This window comes from Corallococcus sp. AB011P (assembly GCF_003611605.1).
Taxonomy (GTDB): Bacteria; Myxococcota; Myxococcia; order Myxococcales; family Myxococcaceae; genus Corallococcus; species Corallococcus coralloides.
Genome location: NZ_RAVX01000001.1, coordinates 683,152 through 709,059 on the forward strand (window position 1 = coordinate 683,152; position 25,908 = coordinate 709,059).

17 protein-coding genes are annotated in these 25,908 nt (G+C 70.3%); 10 read left to right on the plus strand and 7 right to left on the minus strand.

The genetic code is table 11. From position 1 onward, the window contains the following. Positions 1–66: 66 nt before the first annotated feature. Entirely contained in the window at positions 67–1,113 is a 1,047-nt protein-coding gene (locus D7X30_RS02955; protein ID WP_120561285.1) for a hypothetical protein, read from the plus strand. A gap of 46 nt (positions 1,114–1,159) precedes the next feature. Here D7X30_RS02955 and D7X30_RS02960 read toward each other — a convergent pair whose 3' ends face one another. Both D7X30_RS02960 and D7X30_RS02965 read right to left on the minus strand, forming a co-directional pair. Then, on the minus strand, positions 1,160–5,902 hold the full coding sequence (locus D7X30_RS02960) for a translocation/assembly module TamB (protein ID WP_120561286.1): 4,743 nt from the start codon (positions 5,900–5,902) through the stop codon (positions 1,160–1,162). Further along, on the minus strand, positions 5,899–8,076 hold the full coding sequence (locus D7X30_RS02965) for an outer membrane protein assembly factor (protein ID WP_233591341.1): 2,178 nt from the start codon (positions 8,074–8,076) through the stop codon (positions 5,899–5,901). Before D7X30_RS02965 ends, D7X30_RS02960 begins: the two co-directional genes overlap by 4 nt. 167 nt (positions 8,077–8,243) lie before the next feature. On the opposite strand from D7X30_RS02965, the gene D7X30_RS02970 reads away from it, so the two are divergent. Then, complete coding sequence (locus tag D7X30_RS02970) at positions 8,244–8,558, plus strand: hypothetical protein (RefSeq protein WP_120561287.1); 315 nt, start codon at positions 8,244–8,246, stop codon at positions 8,556–8,558. 51 nt (positions 8,559–8,609) lie between these two features. On the opposite strand, the gene D7X30_RS02975 is transcribed toward D7X30_RS02970, so the two are convergent. The 3 genes from D7X30_RS02975 to D7X30_RS02985 all read right to left on the minus strand — a co-directional run bounded on the left by D7X30_RS02975 (position 8,610) and on the right by D7X30_RS02985 (position 13,096). After that, positions 8,610–10,163 carry a 4-alpha-glucanotransferase gene (locus D7X30_RS02975; protein ID WP_120561724.1) on the minus strand — a complete coding sequence of 518 codons (1,554 nt, stop codon included), beginning with the start codon at positions 10,161–10,163 and terminating at the stop codon, positions 8,610–8,612. A 215-nt stretch (positions 10,164–10,378) separates the two neighbouring features. Continuing rightward, positions 10,379–11,287: a hypothetical protein gene (locus D7X30_RS02980; RefSeq protein WP_120561288.1), complete on the minus strand. Its 909-nt coding sequence runs from the start codon at positions 11,285–11,287 to the stop codon at positions 10,379–10,381. A 78-nt stretch (positions 11,288–11,365) separates the two neighbouring features. After that, the gene (locus D7X30_RS02985; protein ID WP_120561289.1) at positions 11,366–13,096 is read right to left on the minus strand and encodes a hypothetical protein; all 1,731 of its coding nucleotides are present in this window, start codon (positions 13,094–13,096) and stop codon (positions 11,366–11,368) included. Between the two features lie 335 nt (positions 13,097–13,431). Here D7X30_RS02985 and D7X30_RS02990 point away from each other — a divergent pair, with 335 nt between their 5' ends. The 6 genes from D7X30_RS02990 (at position 13,432) to D7X30_RS03015 (ending at position 19,234) form a co-directional block, all read left to right on the plus strand. Beyond that, positions 13,432–14,016 carry a DNA-3-methyladenine glycosylase gene (locus D7X30_RS02990; protein WP_120561725.1) on the plus strand — a complete coding sequence of 195 codons (585 nt, stop codon included), beginning with the start codon at positions 13,432–13,434 and terminating at the stop codon, positions 14,014–14,016. A gap of 35 nt (positions 14,017–14,051) precedes the next feature. Further along, positions 14,052–14,681, plus strand: a complete 630-nt coding sequence (locus D7X30_RS02995; RefSeq protein ID WP_120561290.1) for an RNA polymerase sigma factor — start codon at positions 14,052–14,054, stop codon at positions 14,679–14,681. 65 nt (positions 14,682–14,746) lie between these two features. After that, on the plus strand, positions 14,747–14,986 hold the full coding sequence (locus D7X30_RS03000; protein WP_014399836.1) for an anti-sigma factor: 240 nt from the start codon (positions 14,747–14,749) through the stop codon (positions 14,984–14,986). Further along, positions 14,983–16,053, plus strand: a complete 1,071-nt coding sequence (locus tag D7X30_RS03005; protein ID WP_120561291.1) for a radical SAM protein — start codon at positions 14,983–14,985, stop codon at positions 16,051–16,053. The genes D7X30_RS03000 and D7X30_RS03005 overlap by 4 nt, the downstream gene beginning before the upstream one ends. 279 nt (positions 16,054–16,332) lie before the next feature. Then, complete coding sequence (locus D7X30_RS03010) at positions 16,333–16,956, plus strand: DedA family protein (RefSeq protein ID WP_120561292.1); 624 nt, start codon at positions 16,333–16,335, stop codon at positions 16,954–16,956. Positions 16,957–17,047: 91 nt separating this feature from the next. Beyond that, on the plus strand, positions 17,048–19,234 hold the full coding sequence (locus D7X30_RS03015) for a hypothetical protein (protein WP_120561293.1): 2,187 nt from the start codon (positions 17,048–17,050) through the stop codon (positions 19,232–19,234). On the opposite strand, the gene D7X30_RS03020 is transcribed toward D7X30_RS03015, so the two are convergent. After that, a complete protein-coding gene (locus D7X30_RS03020; RefSeq protein ID WP_120561294.1) occupies positions 19,231–22,380 on the minus strand; it encodes an ABC transporter substrate-binding protein in 3,150 nt (1,049 codons plus the stop codon). The two genes, D7X30_RS03015 and D7X30_RS03020, sit on opposite strands and share 4 nt — an antisense overlap. Before the next feature lie 65 nt (positions 22,381–22,445). Here D7X30_RS03020 and D7X30_RS03025 point away from each other — a divergent pair, with 65 nt between their 5' ends. Next, the gene (locus D7X30_RS03025; protein WP_120561295.1) at positions 22,446–23,495 is read left to right on the plus strand and encodes a lasso peptide biosynthesis protein; all 1,050 of its coding nucleotides are present in this window, start codon (positions 22,446–22,448) and stop codon (positions 23,493–23,495) included. Here the strand turns inward: D7X30_RS03025 and D7X30_RS03030 are convergent. Beyond that, positions 23,479–24,504, minus strand: a complete 1,026-nt coding sequence (locus tag D7X30_RS03030) for an arginine N-succinyltransferase (protein ID WP_120561296.1) — start codon at positions 24,502–24,504, stop codon at positions 23,479–23,481. The genes D7X30_RS03025 and D7X30_RS03030 overlap by 17 nt on opposite strands. 334 nt (positions 24,505–24,838) lie before the next feature. Between D7X30_RS03030 and D7X30_RS03035 the strand changes: the two genes are divergently transcribed. After that, a complete protein-coding gene (locus D7X30_RS03035; protein ID WP_120561297.1) occupies positions 24,839–25,885 on the plus strand; it encodes a polysaccharide lyase in 1,047 nt (348 codons plus the stop codon). The last annotated feature ends 23 nt before the right edge of the window (positions 25,886–25,908 follow it).

Genomic DNA, 25,908 nt, shown 5'->3' on the forward strand with positions numbered 1-25,908 from the left:
GCCTGGAAGTCTTGAGTCACGCTCGCCCCACCGGCCCACGGCCGGCCTTCCCCCGAGGTGTGCGTGATGAAGCTCCGATGGTGTGTGCTGCTGGTGCCGGCGCTGCTGGCGGCCGGCTGCGGTCCCCTGGATGAAACCCCCGAGCCCGTCATCGACGAGCTGACCGGGCAGGTGCTCCAGGAGGCGACGACGAAGTACGACATGCACCGCCTGTTGGAGGACTCGGACGTCACGGGTGGGACAGGCATCACGCCGGCCCAGGTGCAGGCGTTCCTCCAGCAGCAGGGCTCGTACCTGGCGGGCTACACGGACCCGGCCTACGGCAAGACGGCGGCGACGCTCATCGTGGAGCGCTCGCGCGCGTCCAACATCAGCCCGCTCTACATGCTGGCGCGCATCCAGGGTGAGTCCAGCCTCATCCAGAGCGGCACGTCCACCAACCTGAGCAAGGCCACGGGCTGTGGCTGTCCGGACGGCAGCGGCTGTGACGCGCAATACGTGGGCTTCGGCAAGCAGGTGGAGTGCGCGGCGAAGAAGATGCGCGGCTACCTCACCGACCTGGAGGCGGGGCGCGCCACCATCTCCGGCTGGAAGACGGGCGTGACGAAGTCCACGTCGGACCCGTGCTCGGTGAAGCCGGTGAACCACGCCACCGCCGCGCTCTACACGTACACGCCCTGGGTGGGCGCGTACGCCATCCAGTGCGGACGCACCACGGTGGGCGGCTCGTCGCTGATGGCGTCCATCTACAACCGTTACAAGACGGCGTACGCGTGGACGCTCACCACCGCGGAGGGCTGCTACTCCGGCACGGTGGACGCCACGGTGCCGGAGGGCTCGTGCGTGCAGAGCTCGTCGGACGCGCTGTGGCGCCAGTGCTCGCAGGGCGTCTTCATTGGCGGCACCACCGCGAAGCCGTCCAACTGCAACGTGTCCTTCCCGTACTGCGCCTCCACGCGCCTGGGCCGGAGCGTGCCCCTGCGCACCTGCGTGCAGGTGAGCAGCACCCTCTGGCAGCAGTGCGGCGCGGAGGGCGTGTGGCGGGACGCGCCGGGCGCGGGCAGCACGGGCGTGGGGCCCGTGGGCACGTGCTACGCGGCGTACTCGCTGTAGGGCATCACACCGCCGCCCGGACGGGACGCGCTACACGTCCGGGCGGTCAGTATTCCTTGGTCCAGATGAGGTCCAGGCCGCCGGAGCGCGCGTCGCCGTACATTCCCTCCAGGCTCCAGCGCGGGCTGAAGAGGTACTGGAAGCGCACGGCGTTGGCGTTCTCCCCCCGCTGGAGGTTGGCGCCCACGCGGCCGGTGTAGCCCACGTAGATTTTATCCGTCACGTACGTGCCCACCTCCAGCTTGGTGCCGGCGATGCCGCTGTCACCCGCTTCGATGGAGAGCACGTCCAGGGGCAGCTTCGAGGCGATGGCCTTGCGCGCCTCGTTGGCGACGAACGAGCCCACCACGGAGGCGGCCTGCGCACCCGCGTTCATGGACGCACCGGAGCCGCGCTCCAGCGTGCGCCGGCCGGTGGCGAGCAGCGTGTAGATTTCCGACTCCGGCAGGGCCGGCTCGCTCGTCGTCTTCAGCGTCACCTCCTTGCCCTGGCCGCGCACGGTGACGAAGACGGTGACGTTCGCGTTGTCGTTGCGGTGCTCGGCGGTGACGTTGATGTACGGCATCATCACGGGGCCGGTGAAGCGCACCTGGCTGTCGCGCTGCACGTCGAAGCGGCGGCCCAGCACGTCCACGCGGCCCAGCAGCACCATCACCTCGCCGAACATGCGCGCCTCGTTGGCGTACTCGACGCGGAAGCCCTCGGACAGACCCAGCTGGACGTTGAGGTCCGTGCCGCGCACCCACAGGTTGCGGGGCGCGTTGATGTTCACCCAGAACTGACGCTGCGGCGGCCCTTCCTCCTCCTCGCCGTCCTCAGCCAGGGTCTCCGCCTCCGCCTGTGACGTGGGGCCGCCCGCGCCGCCGCTGCCCAGCGTCGACTCCGGGTTGCCGGGCATGCCGGGCGAGTCCGGCGCGTTGCGCGGGTCTTGCGCCTTCTGCGACGTGGCCACCTGCGTGGGCGCCTTCTCCTTCTTCTTGCGCTTGTCCACCGGCACGCCGTTGCGGACCATCACCACGTCCACGGGGCGCTCCAGGGGCTGCAGGTCCTTGCGCTTGGCCTCCGGAAGCTCGACGTGCGCCTCCGGGATGGACAGGTCGCTGATGTTCACCAGCCGCTCGCTGAGGCTGCCCTTCATGGACAGGTTCAGCGTCAGCAGGGCCATGAGCTGGTCCTCCACCACGATGGGCAGGTTCTTGGTGTTGCCCTTGCCTTGCAGGACGAACTCGCCGCTCTTGCCCTGGCGGTTCGCGGTGGCCGTCAGCTCCAGCGTGCCGTTGCCGGACTTCGCGGTGAGCTTCTTGAGGTCGATTCGCTCCTGTGACGCGTTCAGCGCGAGCTGGATGTCGTGGTACTCGCCGAAGCCCATCAGCCCCAGCCGGCCGTCCTTCCACGCCAGGTCGCCCTTGAAGGTGGGCGCGCCCACGGTGCCGCCCAGGCTCGCGTCCGCCTGGATGATGCCGCCCAGCGAGCGCACGTACGGGGAGATGCCGGAGAGGAACGTCGGGTCGAAGCGGCGCGCACGCAGCGACACCTCCACCGGCGCCCGCTCCGCCTTCTGCGCGGGCCCCTGCGCGGACTGGAACGCGGGCAGCGACAGGTCCAGGTTCATGGTGCCGCCCATCAGCAGCGACCCGCCGCCGGGCGCGGTGAGCATCGCGTCGAAGAGGGACTTCGCCTGGGAATAGGAGTAGTGCAGCCGCGCCTGGCCCAGCGCCGTCTGCGCGACGCCCAGGCCCTGCATGCCCGCGTTCAGCTCCAGCTCCGGGGCCTCCGGCGTGCCGCGCGCCACCAGCTCCATGGACAGCACGCCCTGCGGCCCGCGGTTGCCCTGCGCCGGCTGCACCGCCATGCCGGGAATCTCACTCAGGGGCACGGGCCCCACGCGCCCCTTCATCCGGAAGGGCACGCGGCTGACCACCTCGCGGTCCTGGAGCGCGGCCAGCGGCGCCATCACGCGCGCCTCCAGCGTGGCCAGCGGCCCGTTGGGGCGCTGCACGTCCAGCGTCAGCTTCACGTCTTCATTGCCCGCCAGCGCCAGCGCGGTGCCGTTGAGGGGCGGCAGGCCGTTGGCGGTGACGCCCCGGGCCTGCATCTCCACGCGGCCCTGCGGCGCGAGCGCGGGGCCGTTCACGTTCGCCTTCAGCGTCACCGTGCCGTCCGGCTTGTCCACGCCCTCCGCGCCCTGGAGCAGCTTCAAGGGCAGCTCCGCCACCAGCGCCTCCAGGTGCAGCGGCGCCTCCAGCGCCTGCGCGGGCGTGGGCGGCTTCGCGATGACGCCGCCCAGCGTGAAGGGCGTCTTCACCAGGACGTAGGCCCGCGGCGCGACACCCTTCACGTCCAGCCGCGCGCTCAGCGTGGCGTCGTTCGCGGCGGAGCTCGCGCGCAGCTCGAAGCCCAGCGCCTGCGCGAAGAGGGCCTCCGGCCGGCCGGGGTAGCGCAGGTCCTCGCCCACCACCTTCAGGTCCAGGCGAGGGTCCTTCGCGGAGCCGTCCACCACCAGCGTGCCGGTGATTTGACCGGAAGGGCCGGGCGGCTGGTTCGCCAGCTTCAGCACCTCCGCGACGTCCAGCTTCTCCAGGCTCACCGTCAGGGACAGGGGCTCGTTGCGCCGGCGCAGCACGCCCTGCACGGGCACGTCGAACTTCGAGGACACACGCGCCGCGTTCAGCTCCGCGCCCAGCGTGCCGGTGGCGCGGTCCTTCACGTATCGCGCCTTCACCTGGAGCCCCAGGCCCTCGTAGCCGCGAGCCCGGCCATCCGCCAGGGTGAGGTCCACGTCCGCGTCCGGCCGAGCCATGCGCCCCTTCGCCGCGACATGGCCGGACAGCGTGCCACCCAGGCCCAGGTCCTCCGGCACCGCGATGCGCGGCAGCTTCGACAAATCAAAGGCGCCCAGGTCGATGCGCGCGTCCACGCGCTCGCCGTCCTTCACCGCGGCGACCTTCAAGGTCTGCGGCCCCGACGCGAGCGCCAGCGGCGGCTGCAGCGCGATGCGCCCGCCACCGAAGGCCAGGTGCGTGGGCTGCTGGAGCGTCCAGGTGGCCTCCGGCCAGGACAGCGAGAAGGCGCGCATGGCCAGCCCCTCGTTGTCCTCGTCCACCGTGCCCTCCACGCCCAGCGCGAGCTTCGCGTCACCGTCCACGCGCACGCTGGCCTTCAGCTCGCGGTTCTCGCCGGTGGTGAGCGCCAGGGACAGGTCGCGGAACGTCTTTCCCGCGGTCTTCAGCTCGCTCACCAGCACGGTGGCGTCGGTGGTGAGTGGACGGGTGACGTCCGGCACGCTCGCCTTCAGCGACAGGTCCTGGATGGCGATGTCGCCGTAGTTCAGCGCCACGAAGTTGCCGTCCGCCTTCACCCCCGGCGAGCGCGGCGGCCCCTTCACCAGGAGCTCCAGCGAGCCGCTGCCGGACATGGGCGGCACGGCGCCGCCGGGCAACAGCTTGTCGAGCGCCTGCGACAGCAGCTTCAGGTTGCCCGCGGACAGGCTGCCGCGCGCCTCCAGCGCCTTCGCGGTGCCTTCGCCGGACGCGACGAGCGCCGCGCCGGGCATCATCACGCGCAGGTTGCCCACGTTGTAGCGGCCGTCCTTGGCGCTGGCCTTCAGCTCGATGGGCCCCACCGACTGGCCCCGGAACTCGGACGGGGTGACCGTGAGGGCCACGTCGCCGTCCAGCGTCTCCACGCTGTCACCACCGCCGTGCGCGATGAGGTCCGCGGCGATGTTGGTGGGGATGCCGTTCTCCATCAGCTCCGCCAGGTTGACCCCGCGCGCCTTCACGGTGGTCTCCGAGGTGCGGAACGTCTTGAGGTTCACGTCGCCCGTCAGGTCCAGCGTGGCCTTGCCCGCGGACGCGCCCAGCTGGGCCTTCGCGAGGTCGCCGTCCATGGACGCGGTGCCCTTCGCTTCAATGGGCACCACCAGCGGGTACGCGGGCACGAAGGCCCTCACCGGCTCGGGCGGCACGGCCAGCCTGCGCAGCTCCACGGCCGCGGCCGTCTCACCGGTCTGCTTCGCGCCCAGGTCCGCCTCGATGCCCGCGAGCCCCAGCTGCGCGTCCACCTGGCGCACCACGTCCTTGCCCTGGCCCTTGAGCACCAGTCGCACCGGACCGGTGAGCGGACGGGTGAGGCCGCCCGTGGCCTGCAGGTCCGCGGCGAAGTCCATGTCCGCCAGCGCGTAGTGGCCCTCGCCCTTCGCGCCGAGCTCCTCCAGGCGCACCTGACGCTCGCCGCCGTCCGGCAGCTCCTGCTGGAAGTCCACGTAGCCGTGGCTGAGCTCGAAGTCCTTCAGGTGGATGCGCAGGGCGCTCTTGCTTTCAGTGGGAGGCTCCTCGGGCTTGGGCTCCCGGGGCTCCAGCGCGCGCATCAGGTTGAGGCCGCGCTCGTCCTGCACCAGGTACAGGCGGGGCGTCTCGATGCGGACCTTGGTCAGGTCCACCTGCTGGCCCAGCAGGGGCGACAGGTTCAGCCGCGCCTCCACGCGGGCGATCTCCGCCGCCAGGTCGCCTTCCGGTGTGTAGAGCTTGATGCCGGTGAGGACCGCGCCGTTGAAGTCCAGGTCGAACCCGCCCAGCTCCAGCCGGCCGGCGAACTGCTTGTTCGCCAGGTCCACGCCAAAGCGGGCGATGCGGGCGGACCCGCCGGGACTGGTGGCGTACACGAGCGCGCCCACCACCAGCAGGACGATGAGTCCCAGGAAGCCAAGCAGGCCCCACAGGATCCGCCGTCCCCAGCGCTTGCGCCGGTGGGGCGGGGCGTTGGAGGCGGGGGTCGTGGGTTCGCTCAAAACGCCTCTCCGATGGAGATATGGACCGCGCAGAGCCCTTCCGGGGCACCCGCGTACGCTGCATCGGCGGACATCGTGGCCTTGTCGAACTTGCGCCCGAAGCCCAGGCATCCACCAGAGGACGGATAGATGTATCCGGGATCGCTGACGGGCAATCCCCGCCCGATGTTCAAGCGCCTGGCGAGGTCCAATCGGATGGGGCCCACCACTGTCAGGTAGCGCAGGCCGGCGCCCAGCGCGTGGTAGTGCTCGGGACCGAACAGCTTGGGGGCGTTCTTGCCGAACAGCGCCTCCGTGCCCACGAGGCCGGAGTCATAGAAGATGGCGACCATCAGGCTGTCCGTGAGCATGTAGCGCAGCTCCACGGAGCTCTCGAAGAGGCTGTTGCCGCCCACGGGCACCGTGTCCCAGGAGTCCAGGATGGGGTTGCCGTTCGCGTCCAGCAGGACGTTGCCGTCGTCGTCCTTCTTGAAGGTCGGCGTGAGCGGCGTCATGGGCGACAGCCGCTGGCCGTTGAAGCCGCGCATCGCGGTGGCGCCGCCGGAGAAGAAGCGGGTGACGATGGAGCTCTGCCCGCCGCCCGCCGGATCCAACGTGCCCGCGCGCAGCTTCACCGCGAGCGTCAGGTCCTTCTTGTCCCCAATGGAGTGGTAGTAGCGCAGGTCCGGCAGCAGGCGGACGTAGTGGTACTGCCCGAAGAAGGGGCCGCCGCCCTTCTGGATGGAGAAGCCCAGGTAGTAGCCGTCGCGCGGCTCGGTGCGGTCGTCGCGCCGGTCCCAGGCGAACGCCACCTCCAGGAAGCTCAGCGCCTGGTCGCACTTCCCCTTCTCGTTCGTGTTTTCACAGCCCAGGATGATGGGCGGGACGCTCTCCTCCAGGCTCACCTGTCCCGTCAGCCGGTAGAGCTGCAGGTTGTACGAGGGGAAGACGGAGAAGGACGGGTGCGGTGTCCAGATGACGCCCGTCTTGAGGTAGCCGCCGTAGAATGAGTAGGCCTGCTGGAGGCCCTTCTCCGCGGTGACGGAGGCCTGCAGGGCCAGGTCGCGGAAGAGGAAGCGCGGCTGCTCGAACTCCGTGGTGAAGGTGAAGACGGGGGCCTCATCGGAGCCCGGGTCGTTGCGGAGGCTCGCCAGCACGTTGGGGATGAACGCGTAGCCCAGGCGTCCGCGCAGCGTGAGCCTTCGCAGGCCGCCGCGGAAGTTGCGGTTGGTCCACTCGCCCAGGATGCGGCCTTCCTGCCGCGCGGCGTCCACGCCGATACCGCCGCCCAACCGCAGCGAGTGGAAGGGCGACTCGCGCACGTCCACCACCACCGGCACCGTGGCGTTCTGCCGGTCCGGCGCGCCCCGGTTCACCTTCACCGCGCCGAACACGCCCATGCGGAAGACGCGCGCCTGCGCCTCCGCCAGCGCCGCTTCGCTGAAGTAGGCGCCCTTGATGACGGCGCCCTGCGCCTGCTCGATGATGCGGCGGGGCGGCACCTGCGGGTTCGCGTCCGTGGCGATGAAGATGTTGCCGAAGCGGTAGCGCAGGCCCGGTGCGACCTGCAGGTCCACCACGGCCTTCTGCGTGGCCACGTCCACGCGCACCTCGCCGCCCACCTCGGCTTCCGCGTACCCCAGGTCCTTGAGCCGCTGGAGCACCAGGTCCTTGGTGGCCGCCCACGTCTCCTCGCGGAACACGTCGCCGGTCTTCACCGGCAGCTCCTCCAGGATGCGCTCCCGCTCGCGCTGCGAGGGCTGGTCCTTTCCCTGGCCCAGGGACTCCAGGCCGTGGGATTCGATGCGGTCGATGACGGTGGGCGCGCCCTCGTTGACCACCACCTTGAGGCGCACGGCCTTGTCGCCGTCGGGGATGACCTCGTTCGACTCCACCTGCGCCTGGTAGAAGCCCTCCGCCTGGTAGAAGCGCTCGATGCGGCGCAGGTCCGCCTGCCACGCGTTGGTGTCGAAGTAGTGCGCCTTGCCGAAGGGCCAGAACGCGTACCAGGGCGTGGAGGACGTGAGGATGCGGTCCTTGATGTCCCCGTCGTCCACCTGCTTCGCCCCCTCGATGTCCAGGGACTTCACCTTCGGTCCGGTGGGCTGATTGGAGGTGGTGGCGCACGCCGTGAGCAGCACGGTCAGCGCGAGGGGCACGGCGGAGCGGAATCGGAGGAGTCGGACGTCGGCCACGTCAGGTTTCTTACCGGAAGGCCAGCCCCTGACGCGTTTCGCAATGTTTCTTTGTGCGGAGAGTGTCGCATTCCACGACCTCGGGGACGGGGTCATTGTCCGCCAACCTTCCGGGCTCCGCCGTGGCGCGTGCAACCGGGCCCGGGGTGCGTCAGATTCGGGCCCCTATGGTCCGGCGAATCGCACTCCTGCTGTCGGCCACGCTGGTGCTCGCCACCGGCTGCGGCGTGAGCGAAGACGAAGTGGTCCAACTCAAGGAGGGAGAGAACCTCTCCGACACGCCCTACTGCGGCTCGCTCGGCTGCGCGGATCCGTACCGCCTCTGCGCGGAGCTGTTCCTGGAGTTCGGCCGCTCGCCGCCCCTGTGCGTCGTGGACAACATCTGCGACCGGCTGGAGTGCGCGAAGGAGGGCCGCCGCTGCGCCGTGTTCAACGGCTTCCCCGGCCAGGTGAAGTGCATCGAGGACGGCGGCCAGCAGTAGGCCGTCATCCAGGAGCCCCGGGTAGCGGCCCCGGGGCGGAAGGCCTTCAGGCTAGCGGCGCGACGAGGCGGTGAGCCACGCCAGGCGCTCCGCGGCGTCCTTCGTCTGGGCGTCCGTGAGCAGCGCGTCCGTGTTCTGCGCGATGCGGTAGGCCCAGTTGGCGTCGCCCATGGTGCCGGGCAGGTTGATGCGGTCGCGCGTGCCCAGCACGTCCTGCCACGGCAGCACGCACAGGTCCGAGCCCGCGTTGAGCGCGGCGGCCAGCGTGGCGCGGTGGATGTCCGGGGTGAACTCGCGCGTCACCGCCACGCCCTGGAACTCCGGCCACGTGCGCGCGGCGTTCTGGCGCTCGTCCTCGCGCGCCTGCTCCCACCACTCCGCCTGCGGCTCCGTGTCGTGCGTGCCGGTGGTGACCAGCGACACGGCGGGGAACTGATGCGGGTCGCGGTAGGTGTTGTCGTCGCGCTCCCAGCGCAGCACGCGGTAGCCGGGCAGCTTCAGGTCCGCCAGGATTTGACGCACGAACGGGGGAATCACGCCCAGGTCCTCGGCGACGATGCCCGCGCCCTCCGACAGCAGGCGGAAGTGCTTCTCACCCTGGCGGCGCCAGGTGGGCTCGTCTCCGGGGACGAAGTAGCCGGTGGGGTTCTTCTCGTCGCGGATCCACTGGCGGAAGTAGCCCACCGCGTGGTCCACGCGGCGCAGGTCGTAGTAGCTGGCCGCCTTGGCCGCGCGCTTCTTCAGCCACGCGTAGTCGTCCTTCTCCATCGCGGCGAAGTCGAAGTAGGGCAGGCCCCAGTCCTGGCCCGTGGCGGAGAAGTCGTCCGGCGGCACGCCCAGGCGCGCGTCGCGGCGCAGGATGTCCGGGTGGGCCCAGCAGTCGGAGCTGTCCTGCCCGATGATGAAGGGCTCATCCCCGCACAAGAGCACGTCCTTCGCCTTCGCCTGCGCGCGGACCTGGTTCCACTGCGCCTCCGCCAGCCACTGGAGCCAGGCGTGGTAGCGCACGCGGCGCTCCATGCCCTCCTTCTGGATGGCGAGCAGCGCGTCCGGCTGGCGCGTGCGCAGGCCTTCGGGCCACTGCCACCAGGGACGGCGGTCCTCCTTCTCGCTGATGGCGGTGAAGAGCGCGTAGCTCTCCAGCCACTCGCCCTGCGCCTCGCGCCACTTCTGGAACTCCTGGGCGCGCGGCGTGCGCGGGGTCCACTCGTGCTTTTCGAAGTGGTCGAAGGCGCGCGCGAACGCGGCGTCCTTCAGCGGGAACACCAGGTCGTAGCGCACGCGCGCCGCGGCGCGGGCCTCCGCCAGCTGCTGCTTCTGCGCGTCGCTGAGCGCGCCCTCTGCGCCGGTGGCCTGGAACTCCGGCACCTGGTTCAGGTCGATGAAGAGCGGGTTCAGACCGAACGCGGACCGCGTGGCGTACGGGCTGGGGTCGCCGGGCGCGGTGGGGAGGAGGGGCAGCACCATCAGCATGCGCTGACGCGCGGCCTTCATCCAGGAGAAGAGCCCGTCCATGGCACCGAAGTCACCGATGCCGAAGTCCGTTCGCGAGCGCAGGGAGAAGAGAGGCAGCAGGAGACCGGAGAGCCGGCCAGGAGTGGACATGATGCGGCGCAATCTGCCCCAGCCCCGGGCCGGTGTGAACTGCCGTCGCCCGGGTGTTCACCCGTGCCTGCCTGGCCAGCGTGCGGAGGTTGGCTGGTGAAAGTTGGACGGGGCGCGGCGCCTTTCGGATGGGGGGGGCGAAGTCCAGGCCGACCTCGGCGGCGTCCCCCTGCCGTGAGCCCCGCCCCGGACTCGCTGGGGCGTGACCGGGTGTGTCATGTCCCCACGTCGCGCTGGCTGACCGTGCCGGCCCCCAACTGGCGAGCAATCATGGAGACGATGCGCGCGGCGTCCTCGAAGCGGGAGCGCGTCACGCCGACGACGGTCTGGGGCCACATGCACTCCACGCGGCCGTGGGTGCACCGCACGACGAACGCCGTTCGTTGGAGCAGCAGCGCGCGGACCTCCGCGGGGAGCTGCGTCCGCACCCATCCCGAGGGGTCCTCGACTTGGAAGAGCGCCTCGAACGTTCGCGGGCCGGGTTTCCAGACTGGGTCCCAGCGAAAGGAGAACGGTTCCGCCATCTCGCGCGGCGACAGGCGGAACTCCACTTCCGTCGCGACCCGGGCCTGGACCCGCCAGTAGGCCAGGAGATGAATCATCCCAGGCCCCCGGTCATCGAACTCGCCGGATGAGGCATGGAAGCTCTTCAAGTAGATGGTGAGCTCGACGCCATCCCTGGTGACGCACACTCGCTCGTGGCGCTCGGGCGCGCGCCCCTGTTCCGGATCTCGGAGCGAGTCCATCAGGCCTTGCGGCGTCGCTGGCACGACAGCCCCCGAGAAGGCGCGGGCGAGCGTGGGCAGAACCTGGTCCTCCGCGATGCGGTCTTCGTCCGGGATGGCGGCGTCGATGGCGGCGCGCAATCGCTTCGAACGACGGACCCGTTTGCGATCCCAGACGATGCCGTACCCGCCGACCCCGAGCGCGACGCAGCCCAGGGCGAGCTCCCCGGCGCTCACGTTCCCTTCGAGCAGGCCGATGAGGGGGACGAGGCCGTACAGGAACGGGAAGTACCCGGCGAAGAGCCCGAACACACCCTCCGGGCCAACGAACAGCGGCGCCTCCTTCGGCGTGCAGGCGGGAGGGATGCCGTTGGGCGTGGAGTCGGTCTCTTCGGTCATGGGGGACCTCTGTCCACCTGGCGGTACTGCTCGAAGCACCACCCCGCCAGGGACTCCGGACGGGGTGGCGCGAACACCTCAGAGCTGTGCGCCGAGCAGGTTCACCCGGCGCTTGCGGCTGCCGTCGGTGAACACCTCCACCGGCCAGCCGCTGCCTGCGCTCTCGCCGTTGGTGTACTTCCAGAACCGCATCAGGTTGCCCGGCTTGATGCCCCCGGCCGCGAAGCGCGGCACGGTGAGCGGCGCGGGAGCCCCGGTCACCGTCTGATCACTCACCTTCTTGCAGGCCCTCCGGTACCTCACGTTGCCTCCGGGCGTGACGTACCAGATCTCCTTCGTGTCGAAGCACTCGTACACCGGCTCCTTGCGCGTCTCCTTCTTGAACGTGATGAGCACCTGGTTCCCCTTGGGCGTCACCTTCGCCACGACGCCGCTGGGCAGCCGGGTCGGGTCCATCGGCGAGTCCTCGGTGTGCACGCTCATCCCCAGGCTGGGGAGCTGCACGGCGGGGCTCGCCAGGTCCGTGAGGCCGCTCGTGCCGCGGCTCTCGTTGGCGCCATTGACCATGCCCTGGACCGAGGCGGAGATGGGACCGCGCTGCACCAGGGTCCGACTCAGGTAGTACTCGAAGACCCGCTCCATCACGGGCGCCTCCTTGTCGTTGAGGCCACACAGGGTGAGGCCGTACGCGAGCGAGGAGCCGAGATAGCCCCCCATCGTCATCTCCTGCACGGAGGTGGAGGGGTTCGCCTTGGCGTGGTCTCGCGCCCAGCCCTGGAAGGCCGGGAACAATTGACTGGCGCAGCCGGTCATCCCTCCGGGCGTATCCGTCCGCTTCGCCTCCAGGGCCAGCACCGACTCGAAGACGGCCTTGTTCGCGGCGGCCTCCTTGGCCCACTGCGCGCGGGCGGCCTCGGGGCCCTTGAAGAACATGGCGGCGACCGCCTTGTCCTTCTTCGCGGCGTCCTCGATGAAGCGCTGGCGCTCCGCGAACTCCGCCATGGCGCCGCGGAAGGTCAGCACCGCCTGCATCGCCGCCTCCTCGGGCAGGTCCATGGCCGCGAGCTGCCGCCGGAACGCCGCGTCATCCAGGGTGACGCCGGACGCGTTGACCCAGTTGCGGTAGTAGCGCAGGTCCTTCCGAGTGGACTCGCCCAGGGCGCGGAAGTTGGTCATCTGGGACTTCACGAAGACGGCCTTCGCGAGCTCGCTGTCGAAGCCACCCTCGTAGTCAACCACCCAGAACGCGGGCTCCTCGCTGCGATGCTGCGAGCCGAGCACCGAGCGATTCTCCCGCGTGTTCCAGTCGCCACAGCCCACGCCGATGCGCTCGAGCGAGCGAATCAGGCGCAGGTTCTCGGGGCCGGTCGTGATGGGGGCCAGCTTCTGGCAGACGGGGTTGTCATTCATGCTGGGCGCCTGGTAGCGCCCGCCCTGTCCATACGTCTTCGCGGCCAGCTTCATCAGCCGCTCGTTGTCGGCGAGCGTGAGGCCGTGCTGGTTGCTCAGGCTCTGCCGCACCGCCTGGACCCACGCGCGGCGCCCTTCGTCGCCAGCGTTCTCGCAGCTGTAGAGCACCAGGTCGCGCATCTCCCCCAGCGTCATCCCGTTGAAGTACTCCGACGCCAGCTCGAGGGAGTCAGGCGTCGAGGAGAGCTTCTCCGTCACGCCGTCGCACCAGGTCGGCGCGCCGGAGGGCACGGCCTCCGCTGGGGCGGCGGGTTCAACCTTGGGTGCCGGCTTTGCCGCGAGCGCGTCGCCGAAGCCTAGCGAGAGGAGGGTCGCGAGGAGGAGGTTCGCCTGTTTCATGGTTGCGGAGAGTCCTTTGCGATGGGGCCAGGCATCCCCAGGGGGCAGCAAGCGGCCGGGGACGCCCGATGGGTCGGGTGGCTTGGCGCGCTTCGAGGACTGGCTTGCCCCCTCCAAGGCCCGATGCGCGCGAGGGGGGATGGCTCCCCGTTTCGCTGAGCGTGTCGGTGGGTTCGTACTCCAAGGATGGTTTGAAAGGCAACAGTCGTGCCTGGAGCCGCGTCGCGGAGAAGACGCCGTGCGGACAGGGACGGCGGAAGGAAACCAGCCCCTTCGGAGGGTTGTGCATGAGGCCGTCCGCCATCATCCTCCGCGCCCGGACAAGCCCCTCGCCCATGAGCCTCCTCCCCCTGTCCTTCTACGCGCGGCCCACCCTGGAGGTGGCGCGCGAGCTGCTGGGCTCCTTGCTGGTGGTGGACGGCGTCCGGGGCCGGCGGGTGGGTCGCATCGTGGAGGTGGAGGCCTACCTGGGCGAGCATGACCTGGCGTGTCACTCGTCCAAGGGCCGCACACCGCGCACGGAGGTGATGTTCGGGCCGGCGGGGCGCTCGTACGTCTACCTCATCTATGGGATGCACCACTGCTTCAACGTGGTGACGGACGCGCCCGGGGTGGCTGCGGCGGTGCTGGTGCGGGGCGTGGAGCCGGTGGAGGGCATCCCGCCCGGGGAGCGGACAGACGGACCGGGAAGGCTGTGCCGGGTGATGGGGCTGAACCTGAACCACAACGGGCTCACGCTGGACTCAGAGGGGCTGCACCTGCTGCCGGGGACGCCGGTGCCGGACGCGCGGGTGGAGCGGGGGCCTCGCATCGGCGTGGAGTACGCCGGGGCGTGGGCCGCTGAACCCTTCCGGCTGTGGGACCGGGACAGTGGACACGTCAGCCGCTTCGTCTCCCGGCGGCCTCGCCGTCGGCCTTGACGCGGAACCTTTCGACTGGTTGGGTGGGAAACGTCATGTCCCAAGAGGCTCCCCAGGAAGAAGACCGGCAGGAAGAAGACCGGCGGCTCCTGACGCGGGCCCAGGACGGTGACGTGTCCGCCTTCGAGGCCCTGGTGGGCCTGCACCAGGACCGGGTGTACGGCCTGGCGCTGCGGATGACGCGCTCGGAAGCGGACGCGGCGGAAATCACCCAGGACACCTTCCTGTCCGCCTACCAACACCTGAAGGACTTCCGGGGCGAGGCGGCCTTCGGGTCCTGGGTGCACCGCATCGCGGCCAACCACGCGCTCATGCGCCTGCGTCACCGCCGGGTGGCCCAGGCGGCGGAGGCGGAGCTCCAGACCCCTGAGTTCACGGAGCGGGGCACCTTGGCGGACTACCCCGTCTCGGACTGGAGCCGGGACGCCGAGGAGAAGGCGCTGGACGCGGAGCTGGGGCAGGCCATCCAGCAGGCGGCCGACCGGTTGCCGGAGGGCTACCGGGAAGTCTTCCTCTTGAAAGACGTGGACGGCCTCAGCTACGAACAGATCGCAGAAGTGACGGGGGCTTCCATCCCCGCCATCAAGAGCCGCCTGCACCGGGCACGGCTCGCGCTGCGAGAGGCCATCGACCTGTTCTACAACCGGGACAATCGCGGGGTGTGAAACCCCCAGGGCGCCTCGGCATCTTCGAACAGGAACGAGGGGAGCCGCAGCCAGCCGAGGTTCGGATGTATACCTGCAAAGATTCCATCAACCTCCTGCTCGAGTTCCTCGAGGGTGAAATGCCCGAGGAGGAGGCGCGGCACCTGCAGGAACACCTGTCGGGCTGCAAGCCCTGCGAGGAATTCCTCAGCACCTATCGGGCGACTCCCGGCCTGTGCAAGCGCGCCATGGCGCTGAAGATGCCTCGGGAAGTGTCGGCGAAGCTGACCGAGTTCCTGCGCTCGAAGATCAAGTCCTGCTCGTGAACCTGAAACAACTGTCGCTGCCGGAGCTGGAAGCGGCGCTCGCGCCGGCCCAGCCGTCCGCGACCGCGGTGCGCAAGGTGTTCGCGGGTGTCTTCGCCCACGCCCGTCCCACGGTGGATGCCGTCGCGCTGGCGCCCCAGGTGCCGCGCCGGGTCGCGGACCTGCTCCGCGCCCAGGCGGAAATGCCGTCCCTCAAGATCGTCGAGCGGCGGCAGGCGGAAGACGGCTTCGTGAAGTACCTCTTCGAGTCGCCGCTGGGCGGCCGCATCGAAGCGGTGCGCATCCCCATCTTCGAAGAGAAGTACGTCGTCTGTGTGTCCAGCCAGGTGGGTTGTGCGCTGGCGTGCGACTTCTGCATGACGGGCAAGCTGGGCTTCCAGCGCAACCTCCAGACCTGGGAGATCCTGGACCAGGTGATGCAGGTGCGCGCGGAGGCGGACCGGCGCGTGGGCGGCGTGGTGTTCATGGGGATGGGCGAGCCGCTGCTCAACTACAAGGAGACCATCCGCGCGGCGCAGATTTTGTCGCACCCGGCCGGGTTCTCCATCTCCGGCACGGCCATCACGTTCTCCACGGCGGGGCACGTGCCCGCGATTCGCCGCTACACGAAGGAAGGGCACCCGTTCCGTCTGGCGTTCAGCGTGACGAGCGCCATCCCGGAGAAGCGCGCGAAGGTGCTCCCCATCGAGAAGACGCACCCGCTGCCGGAGCTGATCCAGGCCATCCGCGAGTACAGCGAAGCGCGGCGCGAGCGGGCGATGATTGCCTACGTGGCCATCCAGGGCTTCAACCTGGAGCGCGAGGACGCGGAGGCGCTGAAGGCGGCGTTCGAGGGCATCCCCATCAAGGTGGACCTCATCGACGTGACGGATCCGACGGGCAAGTACCTGCCTCCCACGGCGGAGGAGTTGAGCGCGTTCCGGGACCACCTGCAGATTCTGAAGGCGCCCATCGCGCGGCGCTATTCGGGCGGCAAGGAGATTGGCGCGGCGTGCGGCACGCTGGCGGCGAGTCAGTACGGCGGCACGGTGCTGCCGACGCCTGCTGCTTCGCCCCGGCAGGCCTGACGTCCGCTTCCGCCGGCCTGGGCTTGAGTGCCCGGCGGTGGGAGGACTCGCGGCTTCGCGCGGGGTTCGTGATTTCGACGGCAAGAACCGGAGCGCGGAGTGTCCTCACGGCCGATGGAGGGGTCTCGCTCGGCTGACGCCAGGGGTGGGCGGGTCCGGGGCGTCCCGGCCCGCCCGTGTTCACCGCCGCGCGGCTGGTGGAGAACATGGGTTCCGCCGGGCGGGGATGCGACTTAAGTCTCGTGCGGAGGGCTTCCGGGCCTGGAGGGCACCGCGCGGATGTGGATCGAGCATGTCGACAAGCTGATTGGGATGCTGGGGCCGTTCGGGTTCCTGGTGCTCGGCGTGGCGGCGATGCTGGAGTACGTGGTGCCGCCATTCCCCGGGGACACCATCGTGCTCATGGGCGGCGTCTACGCCGTGCGCGGGGAGAAGCCCTGGTGGCTGGTGCTCGCCGTGGTGACGGTGGGCAGCGTGGTGGGCGCGTTCATCAATTACTCGGTGGGCAAGTGGCTGGCGAAGCGCTTCGAGGCGCAGCCGGGGCGCTCCTTCTTCGGGCTCACGCACGCGCGGCTGGAGCAGGTGCAGTCGCGGATGCGGCACGCGGGGCCGTGGCTGCTCTTGGTGAACCGGTTCCTGCCGGGCATCCGGGGCGTCATCTTCATCGCGGCGGGAGCGGCGCGCATGCCGCGCTTCAACGCGCTGGTGCTGGGCGCCATCTCCGCGCTGGCGCACAGCGGGCTCATCCTGGCGCTGGGCATGGCGGTGGGCGGCAACCTGGAGCGGCTGACGGTGCTGGTGTCGCGCTACCAGTACGCGGTCATCGGGCTGCTCGTGGTGGCGGCGCTGGGCTTCGGCGTCCGGGCGCTGACGCGGCGGCGTGAGTCGGCCGTGGAACCGTAGCGGGCCCGGCCGGGCAGGAAAATGTGCGGGGACGACCCGCCAGGGTGGGCGCACGTTGCGCGGGCCCGGGGTGGCGCGGTTGAGTCGGGGCATGTTCCGCGCCCGTGCTCGCTGGTGGCTGCTCCTGTTGCTCGTCCTGGTGGGAGGGTGCCGCTGTGGCGACGACCCCAACGTGGGCGGTGCGAGCGCCAGCTTCCGGCCGCAGCAAGAGGTGGTGGACTTCGGCCGGGTGCTGGAGGGCACGCAGGTGCGCCGTTCGCTGACGCTGGTGGCCACGGGCCGCGCGGGCGTCACGGTGGACGCGGTGACGGACGCGCCCTTCTTCGTCGTCGTGTCCCAGATTGTCGTGGGAGGCAGCGGCACGGGCACGGTGGACATCTTGTTCTCCGCGGGCAGCACGCCGGTGGAGGGGGAGCTGGTGCTCACCGCGGGGCGCACCACGGCGAAGGTGAAGCTGACCGGCGTGGGCGTGCGCCCGCTGCCATGCGTGCCGCAGGGCGAGTGCCGTGACTCGCGCTTCGACCTGGAGTCCGGCCTGTGCATCGAGTCCCCGCAGGAGGACGGAGCGTCATGCATCCCCAGCAGCCGCTGTCAGGAGAACGGCCGCTGCCAGGCGGGTGTCTGCGTGGGGCAGCCGCGCACGTGCAATGACGACAACCCGTGCACGGTGGACAGCTGTTCGCCGACGCAGGGCTGCGTGACGGCGAACGTCGCGTGCCCGGTGCCGAGCAACCCCTGCAAGGTGGGCGTGTGCGACCGCAACTCGGGCTGCCAGGAGGTGGACGTAGCGGACTTCAGCCCCTGCGGCGCGGTGAGCTGCAAGGCGGCGCAGGTCTGCTTCAGCGGCACGTGCCAGTCAGTGACGCCGCCGGACGGCTTCGTCTGCGCGCCAGCCACGCCCTGCCAGGACGAGGGCACGTGCAGCGCGGGCGAATGCGTGCGTCCGGACGCGGGAGACCTGGAACCCGACTTCAGCGCGGAGCTGGGCGGGGCGCCCGTCGCGGAGCACGGCGGGCCGGTGCTGCTGGTGGACGACGAGACGGTCTATGTGTCGGTGTGTGGTGAGGACGCGGGCTGCTGGCTCGCCGCGTACACGGAGAGCGGACTGCTGCGCTACGAGTCGCCCTATGGCGACGGAGGCGCGAGGACACTGCTCGTGGCGTCGGATGCGGGCGTGGTGGTGCTCGCGCCGGAAGCGCTGGAGGCATACGCGCCGCGAGGCGTGGGCGAGCTGCGCTGGCGCACGTCACTGGCGTTCGCCGATGCGGCGCTGGATGGAGGGACGCCGGAGGGTGTGCCCGGCACAACGGGAGCGGGCAGGGTGGCGCTCACGAAGGAAGGGGACGTGCTGACGTACGTCACGTGGAGGGACGACGCGGGCACGGAGCCGCTGCGCTCCCGGCTGATGTTGCTGAGCGCGGACGCGGGCGTGCCGCTGGCGATGGGACCGGAGGAGGACGGCGGCGGAGCGGCGAGGCTCGCCGTGGACGACACGCGCGGCGCGTACCTCTACACGCCATGGGATGGACGGCTGGCCTTCACGGCCTGGGCACCGCCTGAAGTGAGCACGGACGGCGGGACACTCATGGCGTTCGGTGATGCGAGCGCGGACGGAGGCATCGCATCGCTGAGCCTCGAACCGCTCGATGCGGGTGTCCCAGGCGGCGCGCCGTCACTGGCGCTCGCGTCGGGACGGTTGCTCGTGGGCACGCAGGCCTTCGTGGACACGGATGGGGGAACCCTCACCGCGCTGGATTGGGACGCGGGCTCACGCACGCTGTCGCCCCTGGCTGAACCCGTGCTCATGTCTCCCGGAGGCACGACCGGTCATGCGTTCGCGTTCGCGTGCGACCACACGGACGGCACTCCCTGCGCCGGCGCGGAGCTGCGCACGGTGCTGCGCTCCTTCAGCTCCGACGACGGCCATGTCCTCTCGGAGGTGGACGTGCTGCCCTCGCCGTTGCTTCCCGGTGCCTTCCACGAAGCCGCGCTGCTGGAGCGGAACACCGTGGGCGTGCTCGCGGACGCGGAGCTGCCGAACGGTCAGCGCCAGGCGTGGCTCGAATGGATCGCCTTCGGCAACAAGCTCAACCAGTGCTCCCTGCCGGGCCGCGTGGAGGTAGCGGGCGCGGTGTTCGCGGGCGACCTGCTGCACGTGGCCCTGCGCCGCGACGGGGTCTGGTTCCTGGAGTCCTTCCCCCTCGGGGGGCGCACCGAAGCCCGGGGCTGGCCCCAGCGCAACGGCAGCCCCGCCGGAGCGCGCCGGACCGTGCCCTAGCCGCCCGCGGCCGGGTCCACCCAGAGGTCCTCGAAGCGCACCTGCGGTGGTGTCTGGTGCAGCCGCAGGTTCTGTACGGAGGCCACCGCCACCGCGTGCGTGCGGTCGTGGTACAGCGGGATGAGCGGGCAGTCCTCGCGCGCCAGCAGCTCCGCGCGCCGGTACAGCTGCGAGCGCAGCTCCGGGTCGATGGACACGCGCGCCTCCGCCGTGATCCGGTCCAGCTCCGGGTTGCGGTAGCCCATCGGGTACACCGTCTGCGCGCTGGAGTTGAGCAGGAAGTGCAGGAACGCGTCGGGGTCCGGGAAGTCCGCCAGCCACAGCGTGCGGAACGCCGGGACCTTCCCCTCGCGCAGGCGCGCCAGGTACTCCTCCGGGGGCATCTGCTCATGCCGCAGCTCCACGAGCCCCGCCTGGATCAGCGGCCGGAAGAGCACCGCGTCCTCGGCGGACGTGTCGCGGCCCACCGCGTGGTGCAGGGTGAGCTGCAACCGCCGCACGCCCGCTTCGCGCAGGAGCCGCTCCGCCAACGTCAGGTCCGGCACCGGCGTGGGCCCCAGCTCCTGGGCCCCATCCAGCAGCTCCGGCGGCGTGAAGGTGCGGGCCACGCGTGCGCCCGGATGGAACTGCTCCACCACGCCCGGGATGTCCATGCCCGCGCGCAGCGCCCGCCGCACGCGCACGTCGTTGTACGGCGCCTCGTTCAGGTTGAGGCCCAGGAACGCAGTGGAGGGCGTGGTGCTGGTCACCACCTGATGCGCGTCCAGCCCATGCGCCTGCGTGTGCTCCACGTGCAGGAACGACACGAGGTCCACCTGCCCATCCAACAACTGCCGCACCGCCTGCGGGCGCGTCTCCGCGAGGACGAACTCCAACCGGTCCAGCAGCGGAAGCCCGCCGCGCCAGTAGGTGGCGTTGCGCTCCAGCACCATCCGGTCCGCCTGCATGCCCACGACGCGGAACGGCCCCGTGCCCACCAGCTTCCCCGCCGGGTCCATCTTCGCCACCGCCGTGGCGGTCAGCGCCATGAGCTGGAGGAAGAACGCCTTGGGCTCGCGCAGGCGGATCTCCAGCGTGCCCTCGTCCAGGACCTCGATGCCCGTCACCTCGCGAGCCAGCCCGCTGGCGTACTCGCGCGCGCCCTCCACGTCCTCCAGCAGGCTGCGGTCCGGCGAGCGCAGCGCCGGGTCCATCAGCCGCTCCAGGTGGCGCTTCACGTCCTGCGCGGTGAGCAGGGCGCCGTCGTGGAAGGTGACGCCCCGGCGCAGGTAGAAGCGGTAGCGGCGAGCGGACGGATCCGCGTCCCATCGCTCGGCCAGGTCGGGCACCAGCATGCCGTCCTCCAGCCGTACGAGGCAGGAGAAGAGGCACGCCGTCAGCTCCGTCATCTGGTTCTCCACGGCGAACAGCGGATCCACCGTCTGCCGCGCGCGCAGCGAACCCGACTGATGCAGGCCCACCCTCAGCGTGCCGCCCACGCGGGCCCGCGGCAGCTGGAAGCGGAACACCTCCGCCTCCAGGCTCGCCGTCTCGTGGCCCAGTTGGTCCACCGTGCGGTCCAACCCGTCGCCAATGCGGATGACCCGGCGCGCGTCCTCGCGCACCTGCGCGACCTCTTCCCGAATGGACGCGTCGCCCCGGGTGAGCACCTGGTGCGCGGCCCTCAGCTCCTCGATGGCCGCGCTCAGGCGCATCACCGCTTCGGACAGGTCGCGGCCGGTGCGCGCCTGGGCCTCGGCCTTCTGGCCCGCGCTCTGGCCCACGCGCGACATCTCCTGAATCTGGCGCACCAGGTCCCGCGCGTTGCCGGACTGCTCGATGGCCATGCGCGTGATGTCCTCCACGCGCCGGGCCACGCGCTTGCTGGCCTCCACGACGGTGGCGCCCTGCGCCTCCAGCCGCTGCGTCTCCATCACCGTGGCCTCCACCGCGGCGAAGGTGCGCTGGGTGATGGAGCGGATTTCGCTCAGGGCCTCGGAGGCGCGGTCGCCCAGGGCCACGCCCGCGGTGGCCTGCTCGCGGCCCTCCTGCACCAGCGCCACCGCGGTCTCCACCGCGTCGCGGATGCCGGTGACCATGGTGCCAATCTCGCGCGTGGAGCGCGTGGTGCGCTCGGCGAGGCTGCGGATTTCATTGGCCACCACGCCGAAGGGGCGGCCGTGCTCGCCCGCCTGCGCGGCGATGATGGCGGCGTTGAGGGCCAGGAGGTTCGTCTGGTCGGCGATCTCCTGGATGACGTCCACGATGCGGCCAATCTCCAGCGACCGCGTGCCGAGCATCTCCATCAGCTCGGCCGCCTTGCGCACCGTCTCCTCCACCCGGTACATGCCCTGCACGCTGTCGCCCACCAGCGCCTCGCCGCGCTGGGCGGTGGCGGTGACGGCGATGGCCATGCTGTTGGTCTCCGTGGCGCGGCGGCGCACGGCGTCGATGCCGCCCTCCACCAACGCGACGAAGTCCTCTGCCTCCGAAGCGAAGCGGCCCAGTTCGTCGCCGGACGCGGCGATGTGGGTCAGCCGCTCCGTCATCGCCTGGGTGAGGCCGCTGGTGCGCTGGCTGAAGTCGTTGACGGTCTCCAGGCCGTCCACCACCTGGTGCAGCCGCTCGGTCATCTCCAGCAGGGCGCCCGTCGTCTCGTGCGCGAAGGTTTCAATGTGCTGCACGCGCTTGATGGCCACCTGGAGGCTGGTGCCGTTGCCGCCCACGGCGGTGAGCGTGCGCTCCACGGCGCCGCCCTGACGGCGCGCGGCCTCCAGCAGCATGCGGGCCTGCTCGCTCACGCCGTTGCCGGTGCGGTGCAGGTTGCTCGTCACGCGCTGCACCTGGGACATGGCCCGGCGCAGGGACAGGATGAGGCGGCGCAGGTCCTCCTGTCCCTCGAAGCCGGTGTGGATGGGCGTGGTGAGGTCGCCTTCGGCCAGCCGGGACATCAGGTCGCGCCGCTCGCGCCGCCGCATGGCCGCGAAGCGGAACCACGACAGGTAGCTGCCGATGAGCCAGAGGAACGGCACGCCGAGCAGCAGCACCGCCCAGCCCGCCGTGTCATCCGGCTTGCCCGTCACCCAATACAGCACGAAGCCCAGGATGAGTGCGGAGACCAGGGCTGCCACCAGCCCGAACGAGAAGAGGTATCGTTTGGCGCCCATGGACGGGGTGGACGCTAACCCGCCTTCTCGCGCCGGTCCTGATTTCGACGCATGCTTCATGGGACATGAAGGCCCTGCTCGCCATCGCCATGCTGGCGCTCCCCGTAAACCCCGCCAGCACGGGCGCTGAGGCCGCCAGGGCCGGAAGTTCGGCCCGGTTCGTGTTCGCGTGGCGGGGCGTGCCGGTGGGCACGGTGGGGCTGTCCCTGGACGCGGGGCGGTTCACGTACACCAGCCGGCACCTGCACGTGCGCGACGGCCACGCGGGCGAGCGTGTGCGGGAGGTGACCCTGCGGGTGGACGCGGCAGGGCGCGTGACGGGCGCGGACGCGGTGCCCCAGGCGCTGTGGTTGTGGCGGGGCCCACCCCCTGAAGGCTGCGTGAAGGGCCGCGAGGAGCTGTCCGGCCAGGAGGGCCCCCACTGCGTCACGGCGAGAGGCCCCACGAGCGCCGAGGGCACGATGCTGGGCGCACGCTTCCGCGCCCGCTACGACGAAAAGGGACAGCTCCAGGCGCTGGAGGTGGGCGACTCTCGCTTCACCCTGGCGGCTCCCGGAGAGCGGCTGCGTGCACCGCCGGAGCTCTTCGCGGAAGGGGTGCCCGTGGAGGGCGGCACGGAGGGCGCGCTGAGGCTCGTTCCCGGAGGGCCGTCACGGGCTGCCTCGGCCACGGTCCCCACCCGTCTGCCGGAGATGACGGAGTGGACGCCCGCGGAGGCGCGGGCCCTGTCCGCGAAGGTGCACGCGGCCTTCCCGGACAAGGGGCCCTCCGCGGCGGACTGGCGCGCGGGAGGGGAGGGTGAAGCCGGAGGCTGCCTGGCGCACGCCCTGCGCTACGCGTCCCTGGCTCGCGCGCGCGGCCAGCGGGTGGGGTTGGTGCACGGGCTGTTGGTGGTGGATGGCGGCCCCGCCCGGCCGCACGCCTGGGTGCGGGTGGCGCTGCGGGGTGGCGGGACGTTGGATTTGGATCCCACGTCCCTGGACCCCGTGCGCCCGGACACGCACCTGGCGCTGGCGTTGGTGCCGCCGGAAGGCCCCGCGCTGGAGGCCGGGGCGCGCTGGCTGTCGCTCCTGCGCGGAGACTTCCGCGTGGTGCGCGCTACTCGAACGGAATGACAGACAGCTTCGCGCCGGGCTTCACTTCCAGAATCTCCTTGGCGCGAGCGGGCAGGTGGATGACGGTGTTGTCCAGCCGGGCCTGGCAGCGCACGGAGCGGAAGCGGTTGCGGCCGGATTCGCGCTCGGCGGCGACCAGCACGTCGTCTCCCACCAGCTCGAAGTCCTCTTCCGCCAGCTTCATCGTGCGGTAGCGGCGCACCAGGGAGATGTCCTCCGTATTCGCTTCGAAGTGCGGTCCGCCGTCGAACGGGTCGATGCGCTCCACGTACCGGAAGCCCACCCGCTCCAGCATCCGCTGCACGCCGCGCGTGGCCGGGCCCACTTCGCCCAGCACCTTCTGCACGCGGTCCGGGAACAGCGACGCGTAGATGTCCGACGCGGGGAACAGCTCCTTGATGAACTCCTTGTTCTGGCGGCTCAGCCGGTCGGCCTCCAGGTAGGTGAGCCCGGTGAACTTCTTGCCGCAGGCTTCCCACAGGAGGCTGCGCCCGTCGGGGAGCAGCGGCGGCAGGAGCTCCGCCAGCACGCGCGGCCGGAACAGCCGCCGGTGCATGGAGATGAAGAGGAAGCGCACGAAGGACAGCTGCTTGCCGGGCTTGTCCGGCGTCGCGCGGTAGGGCGGGTCCACCACCAGGCCGCCAATCTCCGTGGGGCCCTCGTAGTTGTACGCGATGGACAGCACCTTGTGCCGCAGGTGCCGCTCCAGCGAGGCGGAGTAGTGCTCGCGCTCGCTCACCTCATAGTAGATGTGCGGCGCGTCGTACGTGCCGTGCTGGGCGATGATCATCGACGTGCCGATGATGAGGTTGTTGCGCACGTCCTCCAGTACGAAGAGGTACTCGCGCTCGAACGGGTCCTTCACCTTGCCGGCGAAGCTCTTCACCGACTTGTCGATGATGGCCTCGAGCGTCTCTTCGTTGTTCGGCAGGTTGACCGTGTTCAGCACCGCGGCAAGACGCTTCAGGCCGGGCAAATCGGTTTTCTGGACGTCTCGCAGTACGAGCATGGGGCACACGCATGAGCGCCCCGGGAAGGGAGCGCCGGAAGGGCCCGTGACCTTACACCACGCCCCCGTCCCGTCAGCCCCCTGGATGCTCCCCTGTCAATGACGCGTTGCGTTCAGGACATCGCTCCGCCGTCCGCTCGGTGGGTGCGGGCGGCCCGGCCCCGACGTGAAACATGTCTCAATCCAGGTGGGGGCCTGCCTGGTTGCATGCTGTGTTGTCAGGCGTCTTGGAATGGTTTGGCGGGGGAATGAAGTGAGGGAATGGTTTGGGGTAGTGTCTGTCAAAGCTTTGCCGTCAAAGCATCGGCACTTCCCCCTCCCCAAGGATTCAGCATTGAAAGCACTGCACCTCTGGCTCGTGGCGTGTCTGCTCCCGAGCCTCGCTGCGGCGGAAATCGTCTGGCGGGGCGATTTCGAGACGGGAAACCGTTCCCAATACAGCAAGGAACAGATGGTGAGCTCGGACCGGCTCCAGGTGGTGACGAGTCCGGTGTCGGAAGGAAAGTACGCCCTCAAGGCCACGGTGAAGCAGGGCGATGATCCCATCAACTCCAGCGGCAACCGCAACGAGCTCGTCTATCTGAGCAACGAGAAGGTGGGTTCGGAGTACTGGTACCGCTGGAAGGTGATGTTCGCGAACGACTTCCCCAGCGTGGATGCGTGGCAGCTCTTCACGCAGTGGCACCACGACGGGTGCTGCGGGTCGCCGCCGATTGAGTTCTTCGTGAAGGGCGAGCTCATCCGCCTGACGCTGAACGACAGCGGCACGGTGTGGAGCACGGCGCTCAAGCGTGGCGCGTGGCAGGAGTTCATCTTCCACGTGAAGTGGTCCCCGGACGCGTCCGTGGGCTACGTGGAGCTGTGGCACAACGGCGTCCAGGTGCTGAAGAAGACGTATGCCAAGACGATGTTCTCTGGCCAGAACAACTACCTGAAGCTGGGCCTGTACCGGGCGGACACCATCAAGCCGGTGGGCGTCGTCTACCACGACGGCATGATGCAGGCGACGAAGCGCGAGGACGTGTTCCCGGTGGTGCAGCCCGACCCGGACCCCGTGGTGGACGCGGGCACGCCGGTGGACGCGGGCACGACCGTGGACGCGGGCTCGCCGCAGGACCCGGACCCGGTGTTCGACGCGGGCAGTCCGGTGGATCCGGACCCCGTGGTGGACGCAGGCTCGCCGCAGGATCCGGCTCCCGTGGTGGACGCGGGCACGACCGTGGACGCGGGCACGAACACGGGCGTGAAGCCGGCTCCGCTGGATGAGGGTGAAGGCGACGCGAACTTCCAGGGCGGCTGCTCCGCGAGCGGTGGGTCGCTGGCCGCGTTCTCGCTGCTGGGCCTGCTGGGCCTGATGCGGGCGCGCCGTCGCCGGAGCTGAAGCACGGGTCGATGAAGGTCCCT

Excerpts from the sequence above, each read along its gene's own strand:
- D7X30_RS03030 (WP_120561296.1), bottom strand. The coding sequence starts at position 24,504 with ATGCTCGTACTGCGAGACGTCCAGAAAACCGATTTGCCCGGCCTGAAG.
- D7X30_RS03015 (WP_120561293.1), top strand. The coding sequence starts at position 17,048 with ATGTTCCGCGCCCGTGCTCGCTGGTGGCTGCTCCTGTTGCTCGTCCTG.
- D7X30_RS03010 (WP_120561292.1), top strand. The coding sequence starts at position 16,333 with ATGTGGATCGAGCATGTCGACAAGCTGATTGGGATGCTGGGGCCGTTC.
- D7X30_RS03000 (WP_014399836.1), top strand. The coding sequence starts at position 14,747 with ATGTATACCTGCAAAGATTCCATCAACCTCCTGCTCGAGTTCCTCGAG.
- D7X30_RS03020 (WP_120561294.1), bottom strand. The coding sequence starts at position 22,380 with ATGGGCGCCAAACGATACCTCTTCTCGTTCGGGCTGGTGGCAGCCCTG.
- D7X30_RS02975 (WP_120561724.1), bottom strand. The coding sequence starts at position 10,163 with ATGTCCACTCCTGGCCGGCTCTCCGGTCTCCTGCTGCCTCTCTTCTCC.
- D7X30_RS02955 (WP_120561285.1), top strand. The coding sequence starts at position 67 with ATGAAGCTCCGATGGTGTGTGCTGCTGGTGCCGGCGCTGCTGGCGGCC.
- D7X30_RS02980 (WP_120561288.1), bottom strand. The coding sequence starts at position 11,287 with ATGACCGAAGAGACCGACTCCACGCCCAACGGCATCCCTCCCGCCTGC.
- D7X30_RS02970 (WP_120561287.1), top strand. The coding sequence starts at position 8,244 with ATGGTCCGGCGAATCGCACTCCTGCTGTCGGCCACGCTGGTGCTCGCC.
- D7X30_RS02995 (WP_120561290.1), top strand. The coding sequence starts at position 14,052 with ATGTCCCAAGAGGCTCCCCAGGAAGAAGACCGGCAGGAAGAAGACCGG.
- D7X30_RS02985 (WP_120561289.1), bottom strand. The coding sequence starts at position 13,096 with ATGAAACAGGCGAACCTCCTCCTCGCGACCCTCCTCTCGCTAGGCTTC.
- D7X30_RS02990 (WP_120561725.1), top strand. The coding sequence starts at position 13,432 with ATGAGCCTCCTCCCCCTGTCCTTCTACGCGCGGCCCACCCTGGAGGTG.
- D7X30_RS03025 (WP_120561295.1), top strand. The coding sequence starts at position 22,446 with ATGAAGGCCCTGCTCGCCATCGCCATGCTGGCGCTCCCCGTAAACCCC.